Raw genomic sequence first — 16,328 nt, forward strand, 5'->3', positions numbered from 1 at the left:
ACTTGCATACTGAAAAAATTGATTACCACAGCAGATTGCAACTATGAAAATTCACCACATACGTAACGCCACCTTAATCATTGAATCAGGCGAGCATAAAATTATTGTTGATCCCATGTTAGGTAAACAGGGCAGTCTACCTCCGTTCTCGTTAATGCGATTTAAGTGCCAGCGTAACCCAACGATTGAATTGCCGAGCAACGCAGATGGATTACTTAACGGTGTGAACCAAGCTATTGTGACTCACAGCCAAACTTTTGGGGTGCGCGCGTTGCAACATACTGATCATCTCGATGCTGCTGGTGAGAAATTTCTAGTTAACAATCATATTGATATTGCAACGCCTGAAAAAGATAGTGCCTATTTGCGTAAGGTAGGCCTTTCGGTTTCTCATGCGGTAGGTGATTGGCAAACGCTGCCCTTTTTAGGGGGTGAGATCACTGCGGTGCCCGCTCAGCATGGCCATGGCTGGATTCACAAAGTGATGGCAAATGGTAGCGGCTTTTTCATTGCTTTACCGGATGAACCCAGTATTTACATAAGCGGCGATACAGTATTGACTACAGAGGTTGAACGAGCCTTGCTGCAGCTTAAACCCGATATTACTGTCGTTGCGGCGGGGCAAGCCCAGATGGACGTTGGTCAGCCGCTACTGATGTCTAATGATGAGCTAATGCGTTTTATCGAGCTGGCGCCAGGCCAGGTCATTGCTAATCATATGGAAGCCTTGAATCATTGTGCCATTGACCGCGCAACGCTTAAACAAAGCCTAGAGTTACAAGGCTTAAGCGGCAAAGTACACATCCCAGCCGATGGTGAGACCTTAGTGTTTTAGAGGCAGCGATAAAATCAAAAGGCAGCGTAGTAATGTCACCGCGTAAAGGGTTGACAATCTTTACACTTAAAACTCAAATAAAAACCATTCTCAACAACTAATATCATGTAGAATCGCGAAATTGTCACATTTGTATCATTTGATTACATGCGGTTTGGGATTCAATTGTTGTGTTAGTTGAGAGTAAAAGATGGCGAGCGTTGCTCGCTAAGCCGAGTTTTATGATTGCTAGCCGAGCGGGTTCGGCGATATTTGCGGGTTATTTATTAGCTGCGACAGCTTGTGGTTTAATGGCTATCGCTTTGCCAATGGCAGCAGCCGACAGCGTGTTGGTGGCCACTATGCTGTCATTTACTGTTTATGCCTGCGCGGCGTTATACAGTTTTAGTGTGCCTAGCAGCACCCGCGCTTGGCGTGATTTGTTGCTTGCCAGTGCCGGGTTGTATCTATTGATTTTGCTGGTGGGTTAAGCGATGAAAGAGAACTTTTTTCGCAGCATGACCTGGCTGCATACTTGGGTTGGCTTGTTAGTGTGTTGGATACTGCTGTTGGTATTTTTTGCTGGCACAATGAGTTATTACCGGCACGAGATCTCACTATGGACAAAGCCAGAGATACATCAAGCGGTGATGCAGCCCTATCAACATCAGCAGTTGCAGGCACAAATCAATCAAGGTCAGAGCTATCTAGCAAATCATGCAAGTGATGCGAAAGATTGGCACATCGAGTTTGCTTATGAGCGCCAACCCTATTTAAGCTTTGGCTGGCAAGAACAGCCTGAAGAAGGCCAGCGGCGTGGCAAGTTTCATGAGCACATTATAACTGCTGACGGTACAGATGTGGTAACTGAGGTGCGCGAGTCGCGCGGTGGGCACTTTTTCTATCGATTGCATTTCGATCTACATTACATGCCTGCCAAAGTTGCCCGTTGGATAGTCGGCTTTTGCACCCTATTTATGTTGTTGGCAATCATCAGCGGCATTGTCATCCACAAACGTATATTTAAAGACTTTTTTAGTTTTCGACCGGGTAAGGGGAGCCGCTCTTGGTTAGACGGCCACAATGTGAGTTCGGTGCTCGCCTTACCTTATCATCTGATGATCACCTACACCGGCCTAATCACCTTAATGATGATGTACATGCCGTGGGGCGTAGTTACCGCTTTTGACGGTGACAGCCGGGCATACCGAGCCGAACTTAACCCGCAGAGGGTTAGCGTAAAACCCGCAGGTACCGGGGCGCCGTTGATCACGCTTAGCCAGCTATTGCCCCAAGTGCACAGTGTATGGGGAGATACGCCAATAAAACGTATTGCGGTGCGGTATCCGGGGGATGCTAATAGTCGGGTGAGCTTTTATCGTAATACCGGGCAAGCGGTGACCGACCTGCGTACGCCATTGGTGTTTGATGGAGTAAGCGGTGAAATGCTCAGCGCTGCAAAACTGCCAAGCTCGGGTGCACGCCAAACCCACGATACCCTCATGGCGTTACATACCGCCCGTTTTGCTGAGCCTATACTGAGATTGCTGTTTTTCATCTGCGGCCTAATGGGCTGCGCCATGATTGCCACAGGCAGCTTGCTTTGGGCGATAAAAATTCGCCAAAAACAGCAAAAGCAGTTGCAACTGGCTGATAAGCCGAGCTTTGGCTTACGACTAGTTGAAGGTTTAAACCTGACTTTTATAGCCGGCTTGCCACTGGCAACTAGCGCATTTTTTTATGCCAACCGATTGCTGCCAGAGGCCATGCCAGCAAGAGCACAGTGGGAGATTAACTGCTTTTTCATCACCTTAGCCCTGGTGGGGCTGATTGCTTGTATCAATCGTAGTCGGCGATGCTGGCAGTTGCTGTTTAGTGTGGCTGCGATAGCACTGCTGGCGATACCGTTATTAAATGTGCTGACATCCGGTCAGGGGATTATCGATAACTTTGTGTCCGCGCAGTGGATCTTATTGGGGTTTGATAGCCTATGTGTGTTGATGGGCAGCTTACTTGGTTTAATTGGCTATAAATTGCGCGTGCCTAAAGTTAATCAGGCGCGGCGAACGAGACGAACGTCGATGCCACCCCGTGGTCAAATTGCTCATGTGGCTAAGCTGGAGGAATAATCATGGTTCAACCTACGTTGACTAATGGCTTGAGTTTAGGCTTGTTTTGCTTTGGTTATTTGGCATTGAGCTGCATGGCTCTGGCGATGTTTAGCCATTTTAGAGCGAGCTTTAATCGGGCGCCTAGCTTGATACAAAGCCGTGGTTTATATGGCTGTGGCTGGCTAGTGTTATTGATTAGCTACAGCGTCAATATCCAATATCTGGGCTTTGCTTACGGCAGTATTTTATTTGTGGGGCTGTTGTCGCTTGCTGGCCTCTTGGTGATACTTACTGCTAGTTACCGACCGCACTATTTTCCACATTTGATGCTAGCTGTGACCGCGATGGGAACTGGGCTGCTGCTCAGTTACTGAGTCTAGAGGTTAGCTCTACCACCAAACTTAGCTGTTAAGCCATAATCCTGTTACTCAAGATATAAATCGCTTTAAGCAGGGTAATCATCGCCGAGGCAATTAACCTTGGCGATGGCCTCACATACCCTTTTAACTAGAGAGTTATTGAAACTTAGCCTCTAGGCGCAGCCCATCAGGGTCGAGTAGGGTTTCATCGGGTACCCACTGTGATAAGCATTGTGGATCATTGTCTTGGGCGACACAGCGATCAGACAAAGTATGCAGAAACGCCACTAACTGAGTGATTTGTTCCACGCTAAGGCTGACATCTTGTAGGCCTAGTTGATCTTCAATATTGCGGTCAGCGAGCAGTTTATCAAGAGCGGCTTGGGTGTTGGTTTGGGTATCATTATGCTGCACATTAGCCTGATACACATGACCACCCACGGCGTAATTGGCTACAGAGGTCTGTACATCCAAATGGTGCTTAACCACTTCAGTGAGAGAGACGAACGCACCGCTGTGGCCGTAGGGGCCAGTGAACTCAACGTTGATAAGCGATGGGGTTCTAAATGCGAAGCGATCTATTACGTTCTGAGTGATACGAAAGCGACCAAAGTCATGGCTACCATTTACTCCGTCACCTTTGCCACGGCCAATTTGTGGCATGGCGATATTGTGAAATAACTCGTCACTGAAAAAATCACCGCTATGGCACTGCACACAATTGGCGCCGCCGTCTTCAACAGCGGTAAAAAACAGTTGTGCACCGCGTTTTTCGGTTAAATCTAACGCGTTGTCATTGCCCTCAACAAAGGCTTTCCAAGGTGTATCAACAAAGGTCTGACTGAGCTCAAACTCTGCAATGGCATTGAATAGATTTGCTTCGGTGATCAAGCTAGCAGCATCGGCATCTGGCTGTTGGTACCCAGTTTGAAATGCAGCTAACCATTGATTGTTGTCTAACTCATTGGTCTCACCTTTTAGACGAGCGACTAAATGTTGTCGAATAGCTGCGTTATCCAAGTTACCAAGATTGTGACCTTTCATCTCTTCTGCAGAGGTGACAGGGAATCTGGCTTGAGTTGCTGTGAGACTGGTTGCGTGGGGATCGGCTGTGGTGCCATCAGCAGAATCTGGGCTGATGATGGTATCACCCGCACCGTTCATAGTTGGTGTGGCTTCTAGGCTTTCTAGGCGACCGTCATGGAAAATACTGCGATCCCACAACGCCATATTAAAGGTGGTAGGAGCGTTGCGCGGTACCGTTGGGCCACCATCATTATGAGTGCCACTGCTGCTATGGGCACGACCCAAGCCAAGGAGATCTGGATCTACAGCTTCTACGCCAATTGATAATGATAAATTATCGCCGCCACCAAGCAGCGGGTGGTGACAAGATACACAGGCTGTATCCATCTCGCCGCTAAGTGCTTTAGAATAAAAAAGTTGCATACCCAATTGTGCCAAAGGCGCATCAATGCTTGGAATATTGCGGTCAGTACTTGGATCGCCTGTTAGTCCTAAAGACGCAATTTGTTGTCGTAACACGCTGGTGATTTGCGCTTCTATTTCAGCTTGGGTGGGTTCTGCTGGTGCTGGGGTAGAGTTATCATCGTTATCTGAACAAGCGCTAATGAGTAATAGCGAACTGATGGTGAGCAAACGTCCTGTAAGCATGAATGACCTATGTATCTGAAAACTAATGGAAGCGCGATAGTAACGGCTTTACACCTGTTATCAAAATGTAAACTGCGTTCTGTATAGCAAATAAAAACACTCAAATAGCTTAGGTGGTTGTTTATATTAGTTTTTGGTGTTTTTGGTGTTTTTGGTGTTTTTGGTGTTTTTGTTGGACCGACTTAAATAAAAATCAGCCGATTAGCTTATTATATTTCGCTTAGCAAATAGCGAGTACCAGAAACACGTCTTTAAGACGAGTTGAGTGCTGTCTCGCTGAGTGCCTATATAGTCTGATGTGAAGGAGGTTTTAGAGCTGAAAATGATAAAGTCAGCGGCAGCTATATGATGCTCACAGCAATGCGCTTGTGAGCATTTTTTATGCCTTATTCAAGCAAAGATCTTTTAATCTCTTGCTCGAATTCGCAGTGAGTATAGGCCTGTTAGTGGTCGATGGTGTTACAACGAGGTAGCTGTCCAACACATCTCAATTTGCTTATGCCCTGTGTGTTCGCAAATACAGCTACCCACATCAATAAAGCCGTGGCGTAGATAAAACTGGTGTGTTTTTCTGTTTTCAGCATAAACGGTTAATGTTAACTTGCCATATTTGCTTTTTACCGTATCTAAAAGCAGACTTCCAACTCCTTTAGATTGCGATTGAGGGTCAACAAAAATGGCTGGAATACTGCCTTGGTAATATGAAATAAAACCAACAATCTGGCCGTTGTCTTCATAAACCCAAGATTCACTATTAGGAAGATACAAATCTCGCATATTGGTGACTTGTGATTGCCAAAACTCAGCAGCCACAAAACTGTGTGCTTTGATTGATGCCGCTAGCCAGATAGACACGGCAGCATCGAAATCTTTGTCTTGTATTACTCTTATCATTTGTACTTCAGCCTTAACGCTAATACTCAGTTGGTGTGTTATAGGATTTAACGAACGGCTTGTGAACTAATGTTCGTAGCCGTGAGATTAATTGATGTGTGTATTATAAAGCCTGCTTACATTGAATGATTGAATAAATCCGACAGTATCAGCTTGATATTGAGCTGACTCCGCCATAAACATCTATGGTCAGGCCGCGCTGTTTTTCATAGGTTTTAGGGGTAAAGCCTAGCTGCTTTTTTAAGTACCGAATCAAATGAGGTTGATCGCTAAAGCCAAATTTGAGTGCGATTTCCACCCAATCAAGCTCGGCCGATGAGCGCTGATATAAATACTCCAACATTGCTTCTAGTTTATTCATCGACTGGCATTGTTTAAGTGTCAGCCCTGTCACACGCTGAAAGCTGCGTTCCAATGTGCGCTGCGAGCAATGCAGCTGTTGCCCCAGTGAAGATATGATACTGTCATCAAGCTGGTGCAATGCCTTGCGGGTGATCTTGCTGTGCTGATCTTCAGTACACTCTTCAAACCATGGCATTAATAACGCATCTAATTGGTCACAGCATAATTTCGCCTCCTTTCTTGCCAGAGCAAGCAACACATCTTGGTTGATTCCGCGTTCACTCAACAGCGTTGTACCTTGCATTTGTGCTATTTCATCAAGCCGCGGCGTGTTACCGGAGCATTCAGGTAGACTATAGAGCGCTCCAATATGGAATTTAATTCCTAGGTGGATAAAGGGCTGTGAGTGATCGAGCTCAAAGGTGTTTTGGTGAGGATATAGCCAATGGCTGCCTGCCCCTGTGGTACTGCCCGAGCAGGTATCATAGCGATAGGCTTGATCAGACGGCGAGATAATCAAATGTGCAGCGGGATCTGGGTTAAGCTTTGGGTAGCTATAGGTATGAATATCTGGGCGTTTTTCTATTAGCCAGTAGCATTGCACGTATTTGGCAACGCTAGCATTAGCGGGCGCCTGTAACCAATGAATCATAACCAGCTTAACCTTGTTAACTATACGAGTTATCACTATATGGCACACAGCCGCCAATACAACAAGCATCACAACTTATATTTCAACAATAGTCACCAGTACAATAACCCGCAGATACTCACTAACAGCGATAGTTGCTAACAGGTATTATGTTATTTCAAATGTGACCTTAACAAGGCGATTTTGTGGCGTTAAACCAGCGCGTTCAATGGCTTTTTGTGCGCCAATATTGCCGCTTTCAGTTGAGCACATCGCCGTCAATCCACGTAGATTAGCTTGGCTGATTAAGCTTGAAAGTACCTGAGTTGCTAGGCCCTGACCACGATGAGATTGCGCGACTATCATGCCTAAGTCAGCATACTCGGTCTGATAGTCATCAAATAGGCGACATTCACCCGTTGCCAATAGTTCACCATTTTGCCAGTAACCAAATAACTCTTTACGGCTGATCAGGTTGCCATAGTAGCCTGTAAGCCACTGCTCAGGCGCACCAATGTTACTTGCTGCAAACTCAACAAATTGCTGTAACTGTTGAGGTTTTGCCAGTGTTAACGGCAGCTCAGTATCACTACTTTGCGGTGTTGAACTTAGCTGCTGATACATGAGCGCATTAACTTCAAATTGGCTTGAGTTATCAAGACATAGAGATAAATACTGTGGCTCAGCGGTACTGACAAAGGCGCCCTTAACCTGGGGCGTTATTTGACTGTTTTGCTGCGCGATAAGCGTAAACAGTGCTTTGGCATCAGCGCTTGCTTGCGGGGTGAGATAAAACTGCAGTAGGTAACCGTCGTCGTTAACACAGCAAAAACCAACCAATTGGTTTTGTTGATAAAAGCCAAAGTGATTTGCCATGGGGGCAAAGCCAAAGTGCCACATACCATCAAGTGGGGCGCTTGTTTGCGCAAAATACTGCTTTTTAAGTGGGCTGATTATCGCTAGATTGTCGATTGGTTTGATGTCTATCATTGCATTTACCGAGTTAGATTCATTGTGATGAACAGACACTGACTTATTGATGCTGTTCTCAAGTGCTAATGATAGTAACCAAGGCCAAAGCGTTAAGATTGAACAAAAACGACAACCTGAATCCGTGATCTGACAGTAAACTGAAAGTCACTTATTTAGTTTAAAGTAGGGTGGCTAAAACATCGCGCCATAGCGCCACAGCGCCACAGCGCCATAGCGCCACAGCGCCACAGCACCACAGCACCACAGCAATTATCGCGACTAGTACTTATCGCATATCAGAGTGCTAGCCAATAAGGGCGCCTATTGCACTGATGAGAAGGATAAAAAGGCGTCTGCTGCGGCTTGTGGGTTTTCCATCATGGGTAAATGACCCATGTCAGTCATTAAGTTTAATGTCGCATGGGGCATAGTTTGTTTGAGCGTATCAGCTGCTGACACATGTAATATGCGATCTAGAGTACCCCATGTAACAAGTACCGGGCCTTTATAGGTTGTTAATGCGTCTTCAAGCGGAGAATCTGGCTGCGGACGCCCATTTTCCAATCTATGTATTTGGGTAAATATCTTGCTATTTAGCAGCACCCTAGATTCAGCCTGTTTGGCTAAATGGGTAATGATTGGTTGGGGGACAAAAGGCGGCTTCACAAACAAATAGTCAAATAGTTCGAGAAATTCAGGCTCTGTTCGCGGCAGCACTACTGGGTTTTTACCTGCTTTAATGGATAAAAACATGTCACTGTTTTCTACCCCTTTTACGCCAAAAGGACTGATTAACCATAACTGGCTAACTTTTTTAGGGTAAATTGCTGCATAATTTCCTGCAATATATCCCCCCATCGAACTGCCGGCTAAATGAACCTTGTTGAGCTCAAGTGCTGATAAAATCTCATTAATCCTAGCGGTTTGTGAAAGCACGTCGTAGTCTAGCGAGATATCAGCGCTGCTATCGCCAAAACCCGGTATATCGATGGCGAATACTTCGAAATGATCGGTTAAATGGGCAGCTATTCGATTCCAGTTGTCTTTATCTGCGCCAAACCCATGCAGCAACACCAGCGGTTCACCACTGCCACCGTTAAGATACGCGACATTAAGCTTGTTGACGCGCACTTGTTTCAGCTCAAGGCCTGCCATCAATCGCTCAGCGCTAATCATTAGTTCAAACAACTTAGATGTTGGCGTTAACAGGTATACCGCCAGTAGTAGTGTTAATACACCAAGCAGTGTCGCTAAAGCTTTTTTCATCATCTATCTTCTTCCCTGAATTTTACTAAGCCATGAGCCGATACCTATTGGCTATCTATTGGTTATTTATTGACTAGAGATACGTGCAAAGCGCTGCTGCAAATCCTCTGCCTGACAATAGCCCGCAGCTAAAGGGTAAGCTTGATTGGTTTCATCAATATAAAATAGTGCGGGGAAGCCGGTTACCTGTAGTTGATGGGCAAGGGTGAGATGTTGCTTAAATTGCTGCTCAGTACTGGCGGATTTGAATACCTCTATAAATTGATTGGCGGCAATGCCGATTGAGCTGGCGCAATCGACTAAAGTAGCTTCTAAAGAAGGGTTTTTCGCTTCAAGGTAATACGCCGACTGGATCGCCTTAGCCATCTTAACTGCACCTTGCTCGATAAGGCTGTTAGCGGCAATCACGGCGCGGCAAGCGGGGTAAGTTGAACGATAAGGAGTATTTAACCGCCAAAAATCATGATTAAAGCTGACCTGGGCTCGTTTTTCAATTTGATACCAATAGGAAGAGATCGCTTGCTTTAAATCGTCATCCATTGGCTGCGTGGTGTCTGGCGCTAAGCCGCCCATGATCCAGTCCACTGTTGCGTGGCGATGATTATCTAAAAATTTTTCCAACTGTGGTTGAAAGCCGTAGCACCAGCTACACATTGGGTCCATCACATATATTAGTCGCATATTAGTTACTTTTTCTTAGTTAGTTAAACCTTGGGGGGAGCGGTTTACATAGGCTTGTAACAGCAATCTATAGCATGGTGCGATTACAATAACTGGCCTTATCAAAATCACTTATGTTCATCGCAATGTTGCGGACATTGGGGAATAAGTCAGCAAGTTTAGATACTATTTGCTTGGATAATAGGGCCTTTTGTTCCGTTGTTCGCCCCTGCATGATAGATGCAAATACATGAATAAAGTCTTCGCGCTTATTACCCACAGAATACTTTTTGAAAGGATTGAGTCTGACTTTTATGTCGTGCTCATCAAACAAGCCGGTTGCATTCGCGACCAAAAATATTTGTTCAACAACGAACTCTTCAGAGTGAGATTCTAAGATGTTAGCTGAGCAGTCCATGACAAAGTGTGGCATTTATTCCCCCTCATTGTACTGTTATTCGCGAGCGCTGAACTAAGTAAAACATAGATAAAACAATGATGTCTAATGCAGTGTTGATTAAAACGCCCTCTTAGGAGGGAAGGGGCAAAACAAGGCGCTGAAATAGGGTCGTGGTTAAGGAGAATGATGCCCAAGCTTGATAGCACCACAAAAACCACGTGTAACAAGGTGGAGCAGTAGCAAAGTGGCGACAGAAAATTGGGTCAGCATTTTACTGTGGAACTGAACTGTCGATAGTTAGGTATGAAAACAAGGTTATTGTAATGACGGCGCAATCTCTTCAGATGTTGGTACACATTGAGACAAGCTATGCTGTAACCACTGTGTAAATTTCTGCTCGAGGTCATCAGATGACTTATCTTGGCTAAGCAATACGTAACGGTGCCCCGATAAAACGAAGCCAAATGGTGCAACTAGGTTACCTCTTTTTAAATCATCGGCAACTAAAGGGTAGGATCCAATCGCTGCTCCCAATCCGTCTACAGCAGCTTGCAAACAAAAGTAAAAGTGTGCAAAAGTTTGCTGAACATTGTCGAGATAAAATGAGTCTTTATAGTTTGAAGACCAATTTTCCCATGCCTGTCTTCTTGTCTGGCTATGAAGTAGCTTTACGTCATCCAAATTATTTTTTACTAAAGACCAGTATTCTGGTGAAACCACCGGCCCGACCCATTCATCGACTAACTTGGTCTTTGTATAGTTATCAGGCAATTCAAAGTCATCGCGGCGAATCGCTAGCGATAATCCGTTGGCCCCGAGTGTCACTGGCCCCCCGGCGGTTGATAATCTTACATCTGTCCCTGACTCTAGGTAAAAGTCTGACAATCGTGGCATCAACCATCGCATTGTTAACGTTGGCTCACAAGAAATCTCTAGGTACTGATTTTTAACCTGAGCGAGTTTACTTACACCAGTATCCAGGGCTTGAAATGCCTGTTCTGTATAGTTTTTCAGTAACTCCCCCTCTGGGGTTAAGTATACATTTCTCCCTTTCCGATAGAACAAGGGTTGAGAGAGATAACTCTCCAGCACTTTAATTTGTTTACTCACAGCTCCATGAGTAATGTTCAGTTTGCTTGCTGTTTCACTGTAGCTTGATGATGATGCAGCCACATGGAATACATGGAAAGCTTTTAAATGTCTCATTTGTGATTATTTCTCACATAATTATTGAGATTGTTTCGATTATAGACAGATAAGAAAGTACATACAATGACGACTCATAACTTGTTTATTTATCAATTTTGGAGAATGTATGGAGATGTTGAGTCTTGCTATTTTGGGCCTACTAATCGTAATCAGCCCAGGGGCTGATTTCGTTCTGGTGCTAAAGAATAGTGTGAATCAGGGACGAAAGGCTGGGGTGTTGACTGCGATTGGTGTTAGTTTAGCTATCGGTGTTCATATTAGTTATTCAATGTTGGGGGTTAGTTACTTAATCTCACAGAATGAGCTGGTATTCAGTGTGGTTAGATATGCCGGTGCCGCTTATTTGATCTATTTAGGGCTAGCGAGCATTTTTAGCGCCAGTGCAGAGCTAGAACCAGTAGCCGTCGGCAAGAAAGGTATCAATGCGCTGCATTGTTTAACGCAGGGCTTTTTGTGTAATGTACTGAACCCGAAAACAATGCTTTTTTTCTTCAGCATTTTTACCCAAGTGATTTCATCTGACACAAGTAACCAACATCTAGCGTTAACGTATGGACTATATATGTGTGTGCTACATGGTTTGTGGTTTGGTACGGTAGCGACTGTTTTCACATCTAAAACACTACAAAAGCACTTATTACGAATAAAGAAAAGGCTAAATCAAGTATGTGGTGCAGGTTTAGTAACTTTCGGTGCGGTGCTGGCAATTAAGACATAGTCCATATCTTAAAACGATAAGGAGTGTAAGCGACTAATCCAACATCGATAGTCGCTTATAAATTTGGATTTGGGCCAATAGCAAGAACGCATAGATGCCAGCCTATTACGTTATTGATTAACTTTTGCTACAGAATAATCATCTTACTTTGACCTGTTATAGCGAAACGCGACCTCAATAAGTACTAATATTGATACAGTGACAACGCTATGAAATAGCTCTGCCAGCCAACTATTAAATGTATTTACCAACCCATTGGTACCAACGAATGAGCGTACAATTTCTCCTAGCTTTATGAGTGTTAGTTGAGATGCATAAATAGCTCATGCGTTGCCAATAGAGAACAATAGAAAATCCTATTGAATAGCAGCAGTTTTAAGTCTAGACCGAGTGGCTTTTTCAGAAGCTATGGCAAAGCCCAGTAAGGCCAAAGCAGCGGTGGAATAATAAGCCCACAAACTGTCCTGATTTGACACTTGAGCTTGGAATTAATGTGAATGCTTCCGCTAATGTCATTGATTTCTCCTCAGCCATAAATGGACACTATTGCGAACTTTTGGTTACTCCCAAAATGGAAGCCGCTACAAACCTTGCTCACACTTTACTTAAGTTATTAATAATAAAAAATTAACAGAGAAAAAAGCCACTAAAATTACCCTTTAGTGTGGATTGAAATGTACTTTTACTCATGCGCGTTTCCAGCTTTTTTCCACTTAAGTCACCAGCCATAACTTCGTGTCATGGATAACTCTACCTAAAAGCTTGCCGTAAATAAGAAGGTGTAGGCTGTCTATCGTGGCTGTGGCGATTAAATCCTTCGATTGAATGCCGCCCATAATCATTTCTATTTCGAACTCAATAATTTATAGTTGAAAAACGCCATTATTCCGCCAATCAACCCTGTGTGATGGTTATGAACAGTCAAGGAGCCGACATGCCAAGCTACTCAATCAGACAATGGTTATCACTACGCAGGTTAACGTCGATGTTGGCTATGTTTGTTGCTTCCATTTTAGTAATTACGAGCACGCAGGCGGTAGAGCCAGAGCCTTTGTCTGCATCAGGATTAAATGCCAGCGAAATTGTCGCCCAGTCTGATAAGCAGATGCGCGGAGAATCGAGCTTTACCGAAGCGACTATGAATATTGTACGTCCAGACTGGCAGCGCTCGATGCGGATGAAAAGTTGGACCAAAGGTCAAGAGTTGTCATTGGTGTTAGTCACTGCACCTGCTAAAGACAAAGGCAGTGCCTCGTTAAAGCGCTACAAAGAGATGTGGAACTGGATCCCATCTATTGAACGGGTCATCAAAATTGCGCCGTCGATGCTCAGTCAATCTTGGATGGGGTCGGATTTTACCAATGACGACTTAATCAATCAGTCATCGATAGTGGTCGATTATCAGCACCAATTGGTAGAACAGGTTAAGATTGGTGATGACAATACGTACTTGATAGATGCAATAGCCAAACCCGATGCGCCAGTGGTGTGGAACAAAGTGCGTCTATGGATATCCACCACTAGCTTTTTACAGCGCAAAGTTGAGTTTTATGATGAATTTGATGAGTTAGTCAATACCATGGAAACCTCAGATGTGCAGTTGATGGGCGGGCGGATGTTGGCGGCCAAAATGGTGATGATTCCAGCCGATAAACCCGGACAGCGCACGGAGCTCATCACTCATCAAGCACAATTTGATTTCGACATCGATGACAGCTTTTTCTCTCAGCAAAAAATGCGAGCGCTCAGAGACTAAGGAGTAGTCAAATATGTTGCTTAAGCTTGGGTGGCGCAATTTGTGGCGACAAAAACGCCGTACCTTGATCACCGCATTTGCGATTGCATTAGCGCTGTTTTTGTCACTGTTTATGCGCAGCATGCAAGAGGGCGCTTATCAGAGCAACATCGATAACAGTGCTCGTTTTGCAACCGGACTACTGCAGCTGCAACACCCTGATTTTAGCGACAGCCAAAGTATTGAAGATTTACTGCCAGGCAGTGATGAGTTTATTGCTGCCGCCAAGTCGCTCGACCATATTAGTTTTATCCTGCCCAGAATTGAATCCTTTGCTTTGGCTGCCGCTGGCGACAAGTCAAAAGGGGTGGCGGTTATTGGTGCGGTGCCAAGTCTCGAACAGCTTTATTCTGGCATCGGCGATAAGGTGGTTGCTGGTGAGCTGCTTAAAGATGTTGATGAGGGGGTCATGATAGGTCAAGGATTGGCCGACTGGCTTAAAGTTGAGTTGGGAGATGAGCTGGTGCTCTATGGACAAGGTTATCGCGGTCAAACCGCGGCGGGCCTTTACCCCATAAAGGCCATAGTGCGCTTTCCGCTGCCGCAGCTAGATAAGCGCTTAGTCTATTTGCCATTGAGCAGCGCTCAGCAGCTATTTTCAACGGGTGAGCAAGTGACCGCTTGGGTGCTACATACCAATGAGATAGCTCAGGTTGCCAGTGTAAAACAGCAGTTGATACGTGCCTATGCTGACCAAGCGGTGAATGTACGTGACTGGCTGCAAATGGCGCCGCAAATGGCCCAGCAGATCGCCATGGATAAAGCCGGCGGTGTGTTCATGATGTACTTGCTGTACGGCATTGTGGGCTTTGGATTGTTTGCGACCATTTTGATGATGACTTTAGAGCGTCAGCGCGAATTTGCGGTGATGCTTGCCACGGGCCTACAGCGCGTTAAGCTGCTGCAATTGATAGTGATCGAATCGAGCTTGATTGCCCTATTGGGAATGCTGATGGGCTTAGCGTTGGCCATTCCGGTAATTGGTTATTTCTACTTTAATCCCATTGAACTAACAGGCGATACGGCACAAGTTATGCTTGATATGGGCTGGGAGCCAATTGTGCCTATGTCGGTCTCAATGCAGTTGGCGGTTGACCAACTCTTGGTGGTATTGCTACTGATGTTGATCTGTTTACTGTATCCGCTTTGGCGCGCCTACCATCTTGATGTGGTTAGCGGCCTAAAAGGAGACCAACATGGTTAGTGCGCGCGTTGAGGGGCATTCAAGGACATCTCGATTGTTGCTGATTATTAAGCTGGCTTGGCGCAATCTTTGGCGTAACCGGTTACGCACTGGAATTATGTTGGCCTGCATGGTGTTTGGTCTGATGGGCGTGGTCACTATGATGGGGTTTATGACGGGCATGTACGCCAACATGATAGACAACGCCATAAGTTGGCAAACCAGTCATCTGCAAATTAGCCAGCGGCACTATCTGCAAGACCCCGATGTCAATTACGTTATCACTGCCCCCACTCCAATTGTGACAGCATTATCAGACAATAGCGCAGTAAAGGGATTTTCTTCGCGAGTGTTAGTTGACGGTATGGTTGCTTCAGCCAGAGCCAGTCGAGGCGTAAAAATCGTTGGCGTTGACCCTGAAGCTGAGGCCGTAATTAGTCCCATAGATAGCCATATGAGCGACGGTAGTTGGCTGACTCAAGATGGCCGTAAACCTATAGTGGTGTCAGAAAAAACCGCCAGCCGACTTAAGTTGGTGCTGGGCTCAAAAGTGGTGCTGACTTTTACCAATACCAACAAAGATGTCACCGGCGCGGCGTTTCGTGTACAGGGTATTTTTGCGTCGCCATCAAGTGAATTCGATGAGAGTCATGTTTATGTACGTGATGAGGATTTACGCGCGGCTACGGGAGTGCAGGGCATTCATCAAATCGCAGTGTTACTTAATAGTGCTGATAATTTTGAACGCAGCCAAGTTGAGCAAATAAAAGCGGCGCTGCAAGCAGTAAGTGATCCAGCCGATGAAGTGCGAGACTGGCCACAGATCCAGCCGCTACTCGCAACCTTGATTGGACAAATGGCTACCAGTAACGCAGTGGTGCTGGTGGTGTTTGTCAGTGCAATGGGGTTTGGCATTATCAATATTATGTTGATGGCGGTATTTGAACGCACACGAGAGTTTGGTGTGCTGATGGCTGTGGGGATGGAGAAAGGCCAAGTTTTTGCCTTAATAGTGTCGGAATCAGCTTTGCTTGGGGCGGTCGGCGCATTGCTAGGTATCGTGGCTAGCAGTGTCTTGATGGCAGTTTTACAAAGCACCGGTATTTCGCTGGGTAATATGGCAGCAGGTCTTGGGGCATTTGGGGTGGATACAATGTTATACCCTCAAGTGAGTCTGGCGACTTATCAGTGGGTATTTGTGGCAGTGATGGTGGTGAGCGTGCTCGCGGCCATGTACCCAGCAAGACAAATTTTAAAACAGCGGCCGGTACAGGCGATGTCAGAGAAACACTAACCTGAC

16 protein-coding genes are annotated in these 16,328 nt (G+C 45.4%); 8 read left to right on the top strand and 8 right to left on the bottom strand.

Going from position 1 to position 16,328, the window contains the following annotated elements; genetic code table 11:
* Positions 1–43 precede the first annotated feature (43 nt).
* From FLM48_RS06810 to FLM48_RS06825, 4 genes are all read left to right on the top strand, one after another.
* Entirely contained in the window at positions 44–835 is a 792-nt protein-coding gene (locus FLM48_RS06810; protein WP_179024133.1) for an MBL fold metallo-hydrolase, read from the top strand.
* A 170-nt stretch (positions 836–1,005) separates the two neighbouring features.
* Positions 1,006–1,305, top strand: coding sequence for a hypothetical protein (locus tag FLM48_RS06815; protein ID WP_028774445.1), 300 nt, complete (start codon positions 1,006–1,008; stop codon positions 1,303–1,305).
* Between the two features lie 3 nt (positions 1,306–1,308).
* The gene (locus FLM48_RS06820) at positions 1,309–2,943 is read left to right on the top strand and encodes a PepSY domain-containing protein (RefSeq protein WP_179024134.1); all 1,635 of its coding nucleotides are present in this window, start codon (positions 1,309–1,311) and stop codon (positions 2,941–2,943) included.
* Between the two features lie 2 nt (positions 2,944–2,945).
* Positions 2,946–3,299 carry a DUF3325 domain-containing protein gene (locus tag FLM48_RS06825; protein WP_179024135.1) on the top strand — a complete coding sequence of 118 codons (354 nt, stop codon included), beginning with the start codon at positions 2,946–2,948 and terminating at the stop codon, positions 3,297–3,299.
* Between the two features lie 141 nt (positions 3,300–3,440).
* Here FLM48_RS06825 and FLM48_RS06830 read toward each other — a convergent pair whose 3' ends face one another.
* The 8 genes from FLM48_RS06830 to FLM48_RS06865 form a co-directional block, all read right to left on the bottom strand.
* Entirely contained in the window at positions 3,441–4,958 is a 1,518-nt protein-coding gene (locus tag FLM48_RS06830; protein ID WP_179024136.1) for a cytochrome-c peroxidase, read from the bottom strand.
* A 459-nt stretch (positions 4,959–5,417) separates the two neighbouring features.
* Positions 5,418–5,852 carry an N-acetyltransferase gene (locus FLM48_RS06835; protein WP_179024137.1) on the bottom strand — a complete coding sequence of 145 codons (435 nt, stop codon included), beginning with the start codon at positions 5,850–5,852 and terminating at the stop codon, positions 5,418–5,420.
* A gap of 148 nt (positions 5,853–6,000) precedes the next feature.
* Positions 6,001–6,846 (bottom strand): AraC family transcriptional regulator, encoded by an 846-nt coding sequence (locus FLM48_RS06840; RefSeq protein ID WP_179024138.1) that lies wholly within the window; start codon positions 6,844–6,846, stop codon positions 6,001–6,003.
* Positions 6,847–6,993: 147 nt separating this feature from the next.
* Positions 6,994–7,815, bottom strand: a complete 822-nt coding sequence (locus FLM48_RS06845) for a GNAT family N-acetyltransferase (protein WP_179024139.1) — start codon at positions 7,813–7,815, stop codon at positions 6,994–6,996.
* Between the two features lie 303 nt (positions 7,816–8,118).
* Entirely contained in the window at positions 8,119–9,066 is a 948-nt protein-coding gene (locus FLM48_RS06850) for an alpha/beta fold hydrolase (RefSeq protein ID WP_179024140.1), read from the bottom strand.
* 63 nt (positions 9,067–9,129) lie between these two features.
* Positions 9,130–9,744, bottom strand: a complete 615-nt coding sequence (locus tag FLM48_RS06855) for a DsbA family protein (protein WP_179024141.1) — start codon at positions 9,742–9,744, stop codon at positions 9,130–9,132.
* Between the two features lie 67 nt (positions 9,745–9,811).
* Positions 9,812–10,156 (bottom strand): 5-carboxymethyl-2-hydroxymuconate Delta-isomerase, encoded by a 345-nt coding sequence (locus tag FLM48_RS06860; RefSeq protein WP_179024142.1) that lies wholly within the window; start codon positions 10,154–10,156, stop codon positions 9,812–9,814.
* Between the two features lie 282 nt (positions 10,157–10,438).
* Complete coding sequence (locus tag FLM48_RS06865; RefSeq protein WP_179024143.1) at positions 10,439–11,329, bottom strand: LysR family transcriptional regulator; 891 nt, start codon at positions 11,327–11,329, stop codon at positions 10,439–10,441.
* Between the two features lie 109 nt (positions 11,330–11,438).
* On the opposite strand from FLM48_RS06865, the gene FLM48_RS06870 reads away from it, so the two are divergent.
* From FLM48_RS06870 to FLM48_RS06885, 4 genes are all read left to right on the top strand, one after another.
* On the top strand, positions 11,439–12,050 hold the full coding sequence (locus FLM48_RS06870) for a LysE family translocator (protein ID WP_179024144.1): 612 nt from the start codon (positions 11,439–11,441) through the stop codon (positions 12,048–12,050).
* A 934-nt stretch (positions 12,051–12,984) separates the two neighbouring features.
* Positions 12,985–13,806 carry an outer membrane lipoprotein-sorting protein gene (locus FLM48_RS06875; protein ID WP_256871074.1) on the top strand — a complete coding sequence of 274 codons (822 nt, stop codon included), beginning with the start codon at positions 12,985–12,987 and terminating at the stop codon, positions 13,804–13,806.
* A 13-nt stretch (positions 13,807–13,819) separates the two neighbouring features.
* A complete protein-coding gene (locus tag FLM48_RS06880) occupies positions 13,820–15,049 on the top strand; it encodes an ABC transporter permease (protein WP_179024145.1) in 1,230 nt (409 codons plus the stop codon).
* Positions 15,042–16,322, top strand: a complete 1,281-nt coding sequence (locus FLM48_RS06885) for an FtsX-like permease family protein (protein WP_256871075.1) — start codon at positions 15,042–15,044, stop codon at positions 16,320–16,322. Before FLM48_RS06880 ends, FLM48_RS06885 begins: the two co-directional genes overlap by 8 nt.
* Positions 16,323–16,328 lie beyond the last annotated feature (6 nt).

Source organism: Shewanella sp. Scap07 (genome assembly GCF_013394145.1).
Classification (GTDB): Bacteria; Pseudomonadota; Gammaproteobacteria; order Enterobacterales; family Shewanellaceae; genus Shewanella; species Shewanella waksmanii.

What these genes read in the sequence shown, in the direction of transcription:
- FLM48_RS06810 (WP_179024133.1), top strand. Translation starts at nt 44, where the DNA reads ATGAAAATTCACCACATACGTAACGCCACCTTAATCATTGAATCAGGC.
- FLM48_RS06820 (WP_179024134.1), top strand. Translation starts at nt 1,309, where the DNA reads ATGAAAGAGAACTTTTTTCGCAGCATGACCTGGCTGCATACTTGGGTT.
- FLM48_RS06825 (WP_179024135.1), top strand. Translation starts at nt 2,946, where the DNA reads ATGGTTCAACCTACGTTGACTAATGGCTTGAGTTTAGGCTTGTTTTGC.
- FLM48_RS06830 (WP_179024136.1), bottom strand. Translation starts at nt 4,958, where the DNA reads ATGCTTACAGGACGTTTGCTCACCATCAGTTCGCTATTACTCATTAGC.
- FLM48_RS06835 (WP_179024137.1), bottom strand. Translation starts at nt 5,852, where the DNA reads ATGATAAGAGTAATACAAGACAAAGATTTCGATGCTGCCGTGTCTATC.
- FLM48_RS06840 (WP_179024138.1), bottom strand. Translation starts at nt 6,846, where the DNA reads ATGATTCATTGGTTACAGGCGCCCGCTAATGCTAGCGTTGCCAAATAC.
- FLM48_RS06845 (WP_179024139.1), bottom strand. Translation starts at nt 7,815, where the DNA reads ATGATAGACATCAAACCAATCGACAATCTAGCGATAATCAGCCCACTT.
- FLM48_RS06850 (WP_179024140.1), bottom strand. Translation starts at nt 9,066, where the DNA reads ATGATGAAAAAAGCTTTAGCGACACTGCTTGGTGTATTAACACTACTA.
- FLM48_RS06855 (WP_179024141.1), bottom strand. Translation starts at nt 9,744, where the DNA reads ATGCGACTAATATATGTGATGGACCCAATGTGTAGCTGGTGCTACGGC.
- FLM48_RS06860 (WP_179024142.1), bottom strand. Translation starts at nt 10,156, where the DNA reads ATGCCACACTTTGTCATGGACTGCTCAGCTAACATCTTAGAATCTCAC.
- FLM48_RS06865 (WP_179024143.1), bottom strand. Translation starts at nt 11,329, where the DNA reads ATGAGACATTTAAAAGCTTTCCATGTATTCCATGTGGCTGCATCATCA.
- FLM48_RS06870 (WP_179024144.1), top strand. Translation starts at nt 11,439, where the DNA reads ATGGAGATGTTGAGTCTTGCTATTTTGGGCCTACTAATCGTAATCAGC.
- FLM48_RS06875 (WP_256871074.1), top strand. Translation starts at nt 12,985, where the DNA reads ATGCCAAGCTACTCAATCAGACAATGGTTATCACTACGCAGGTTAACG.
- FLM48_RS06880 (WP_179024145.1), top strand. Translation starts at nt 13,820, where the DNA reads ATGTTGCTTAAGCTTGGGTGGCGCAATTTGTGGCGACAAAAACGCCGT.
- FLM48_RS06885 (WP_256871075.1), top strand. Translation starts at nt 15,042, where the DNA reads ATGGTTAGTGCGCGCGTTGAGGGGCATTCAAGGACATCTCGATTGTTG.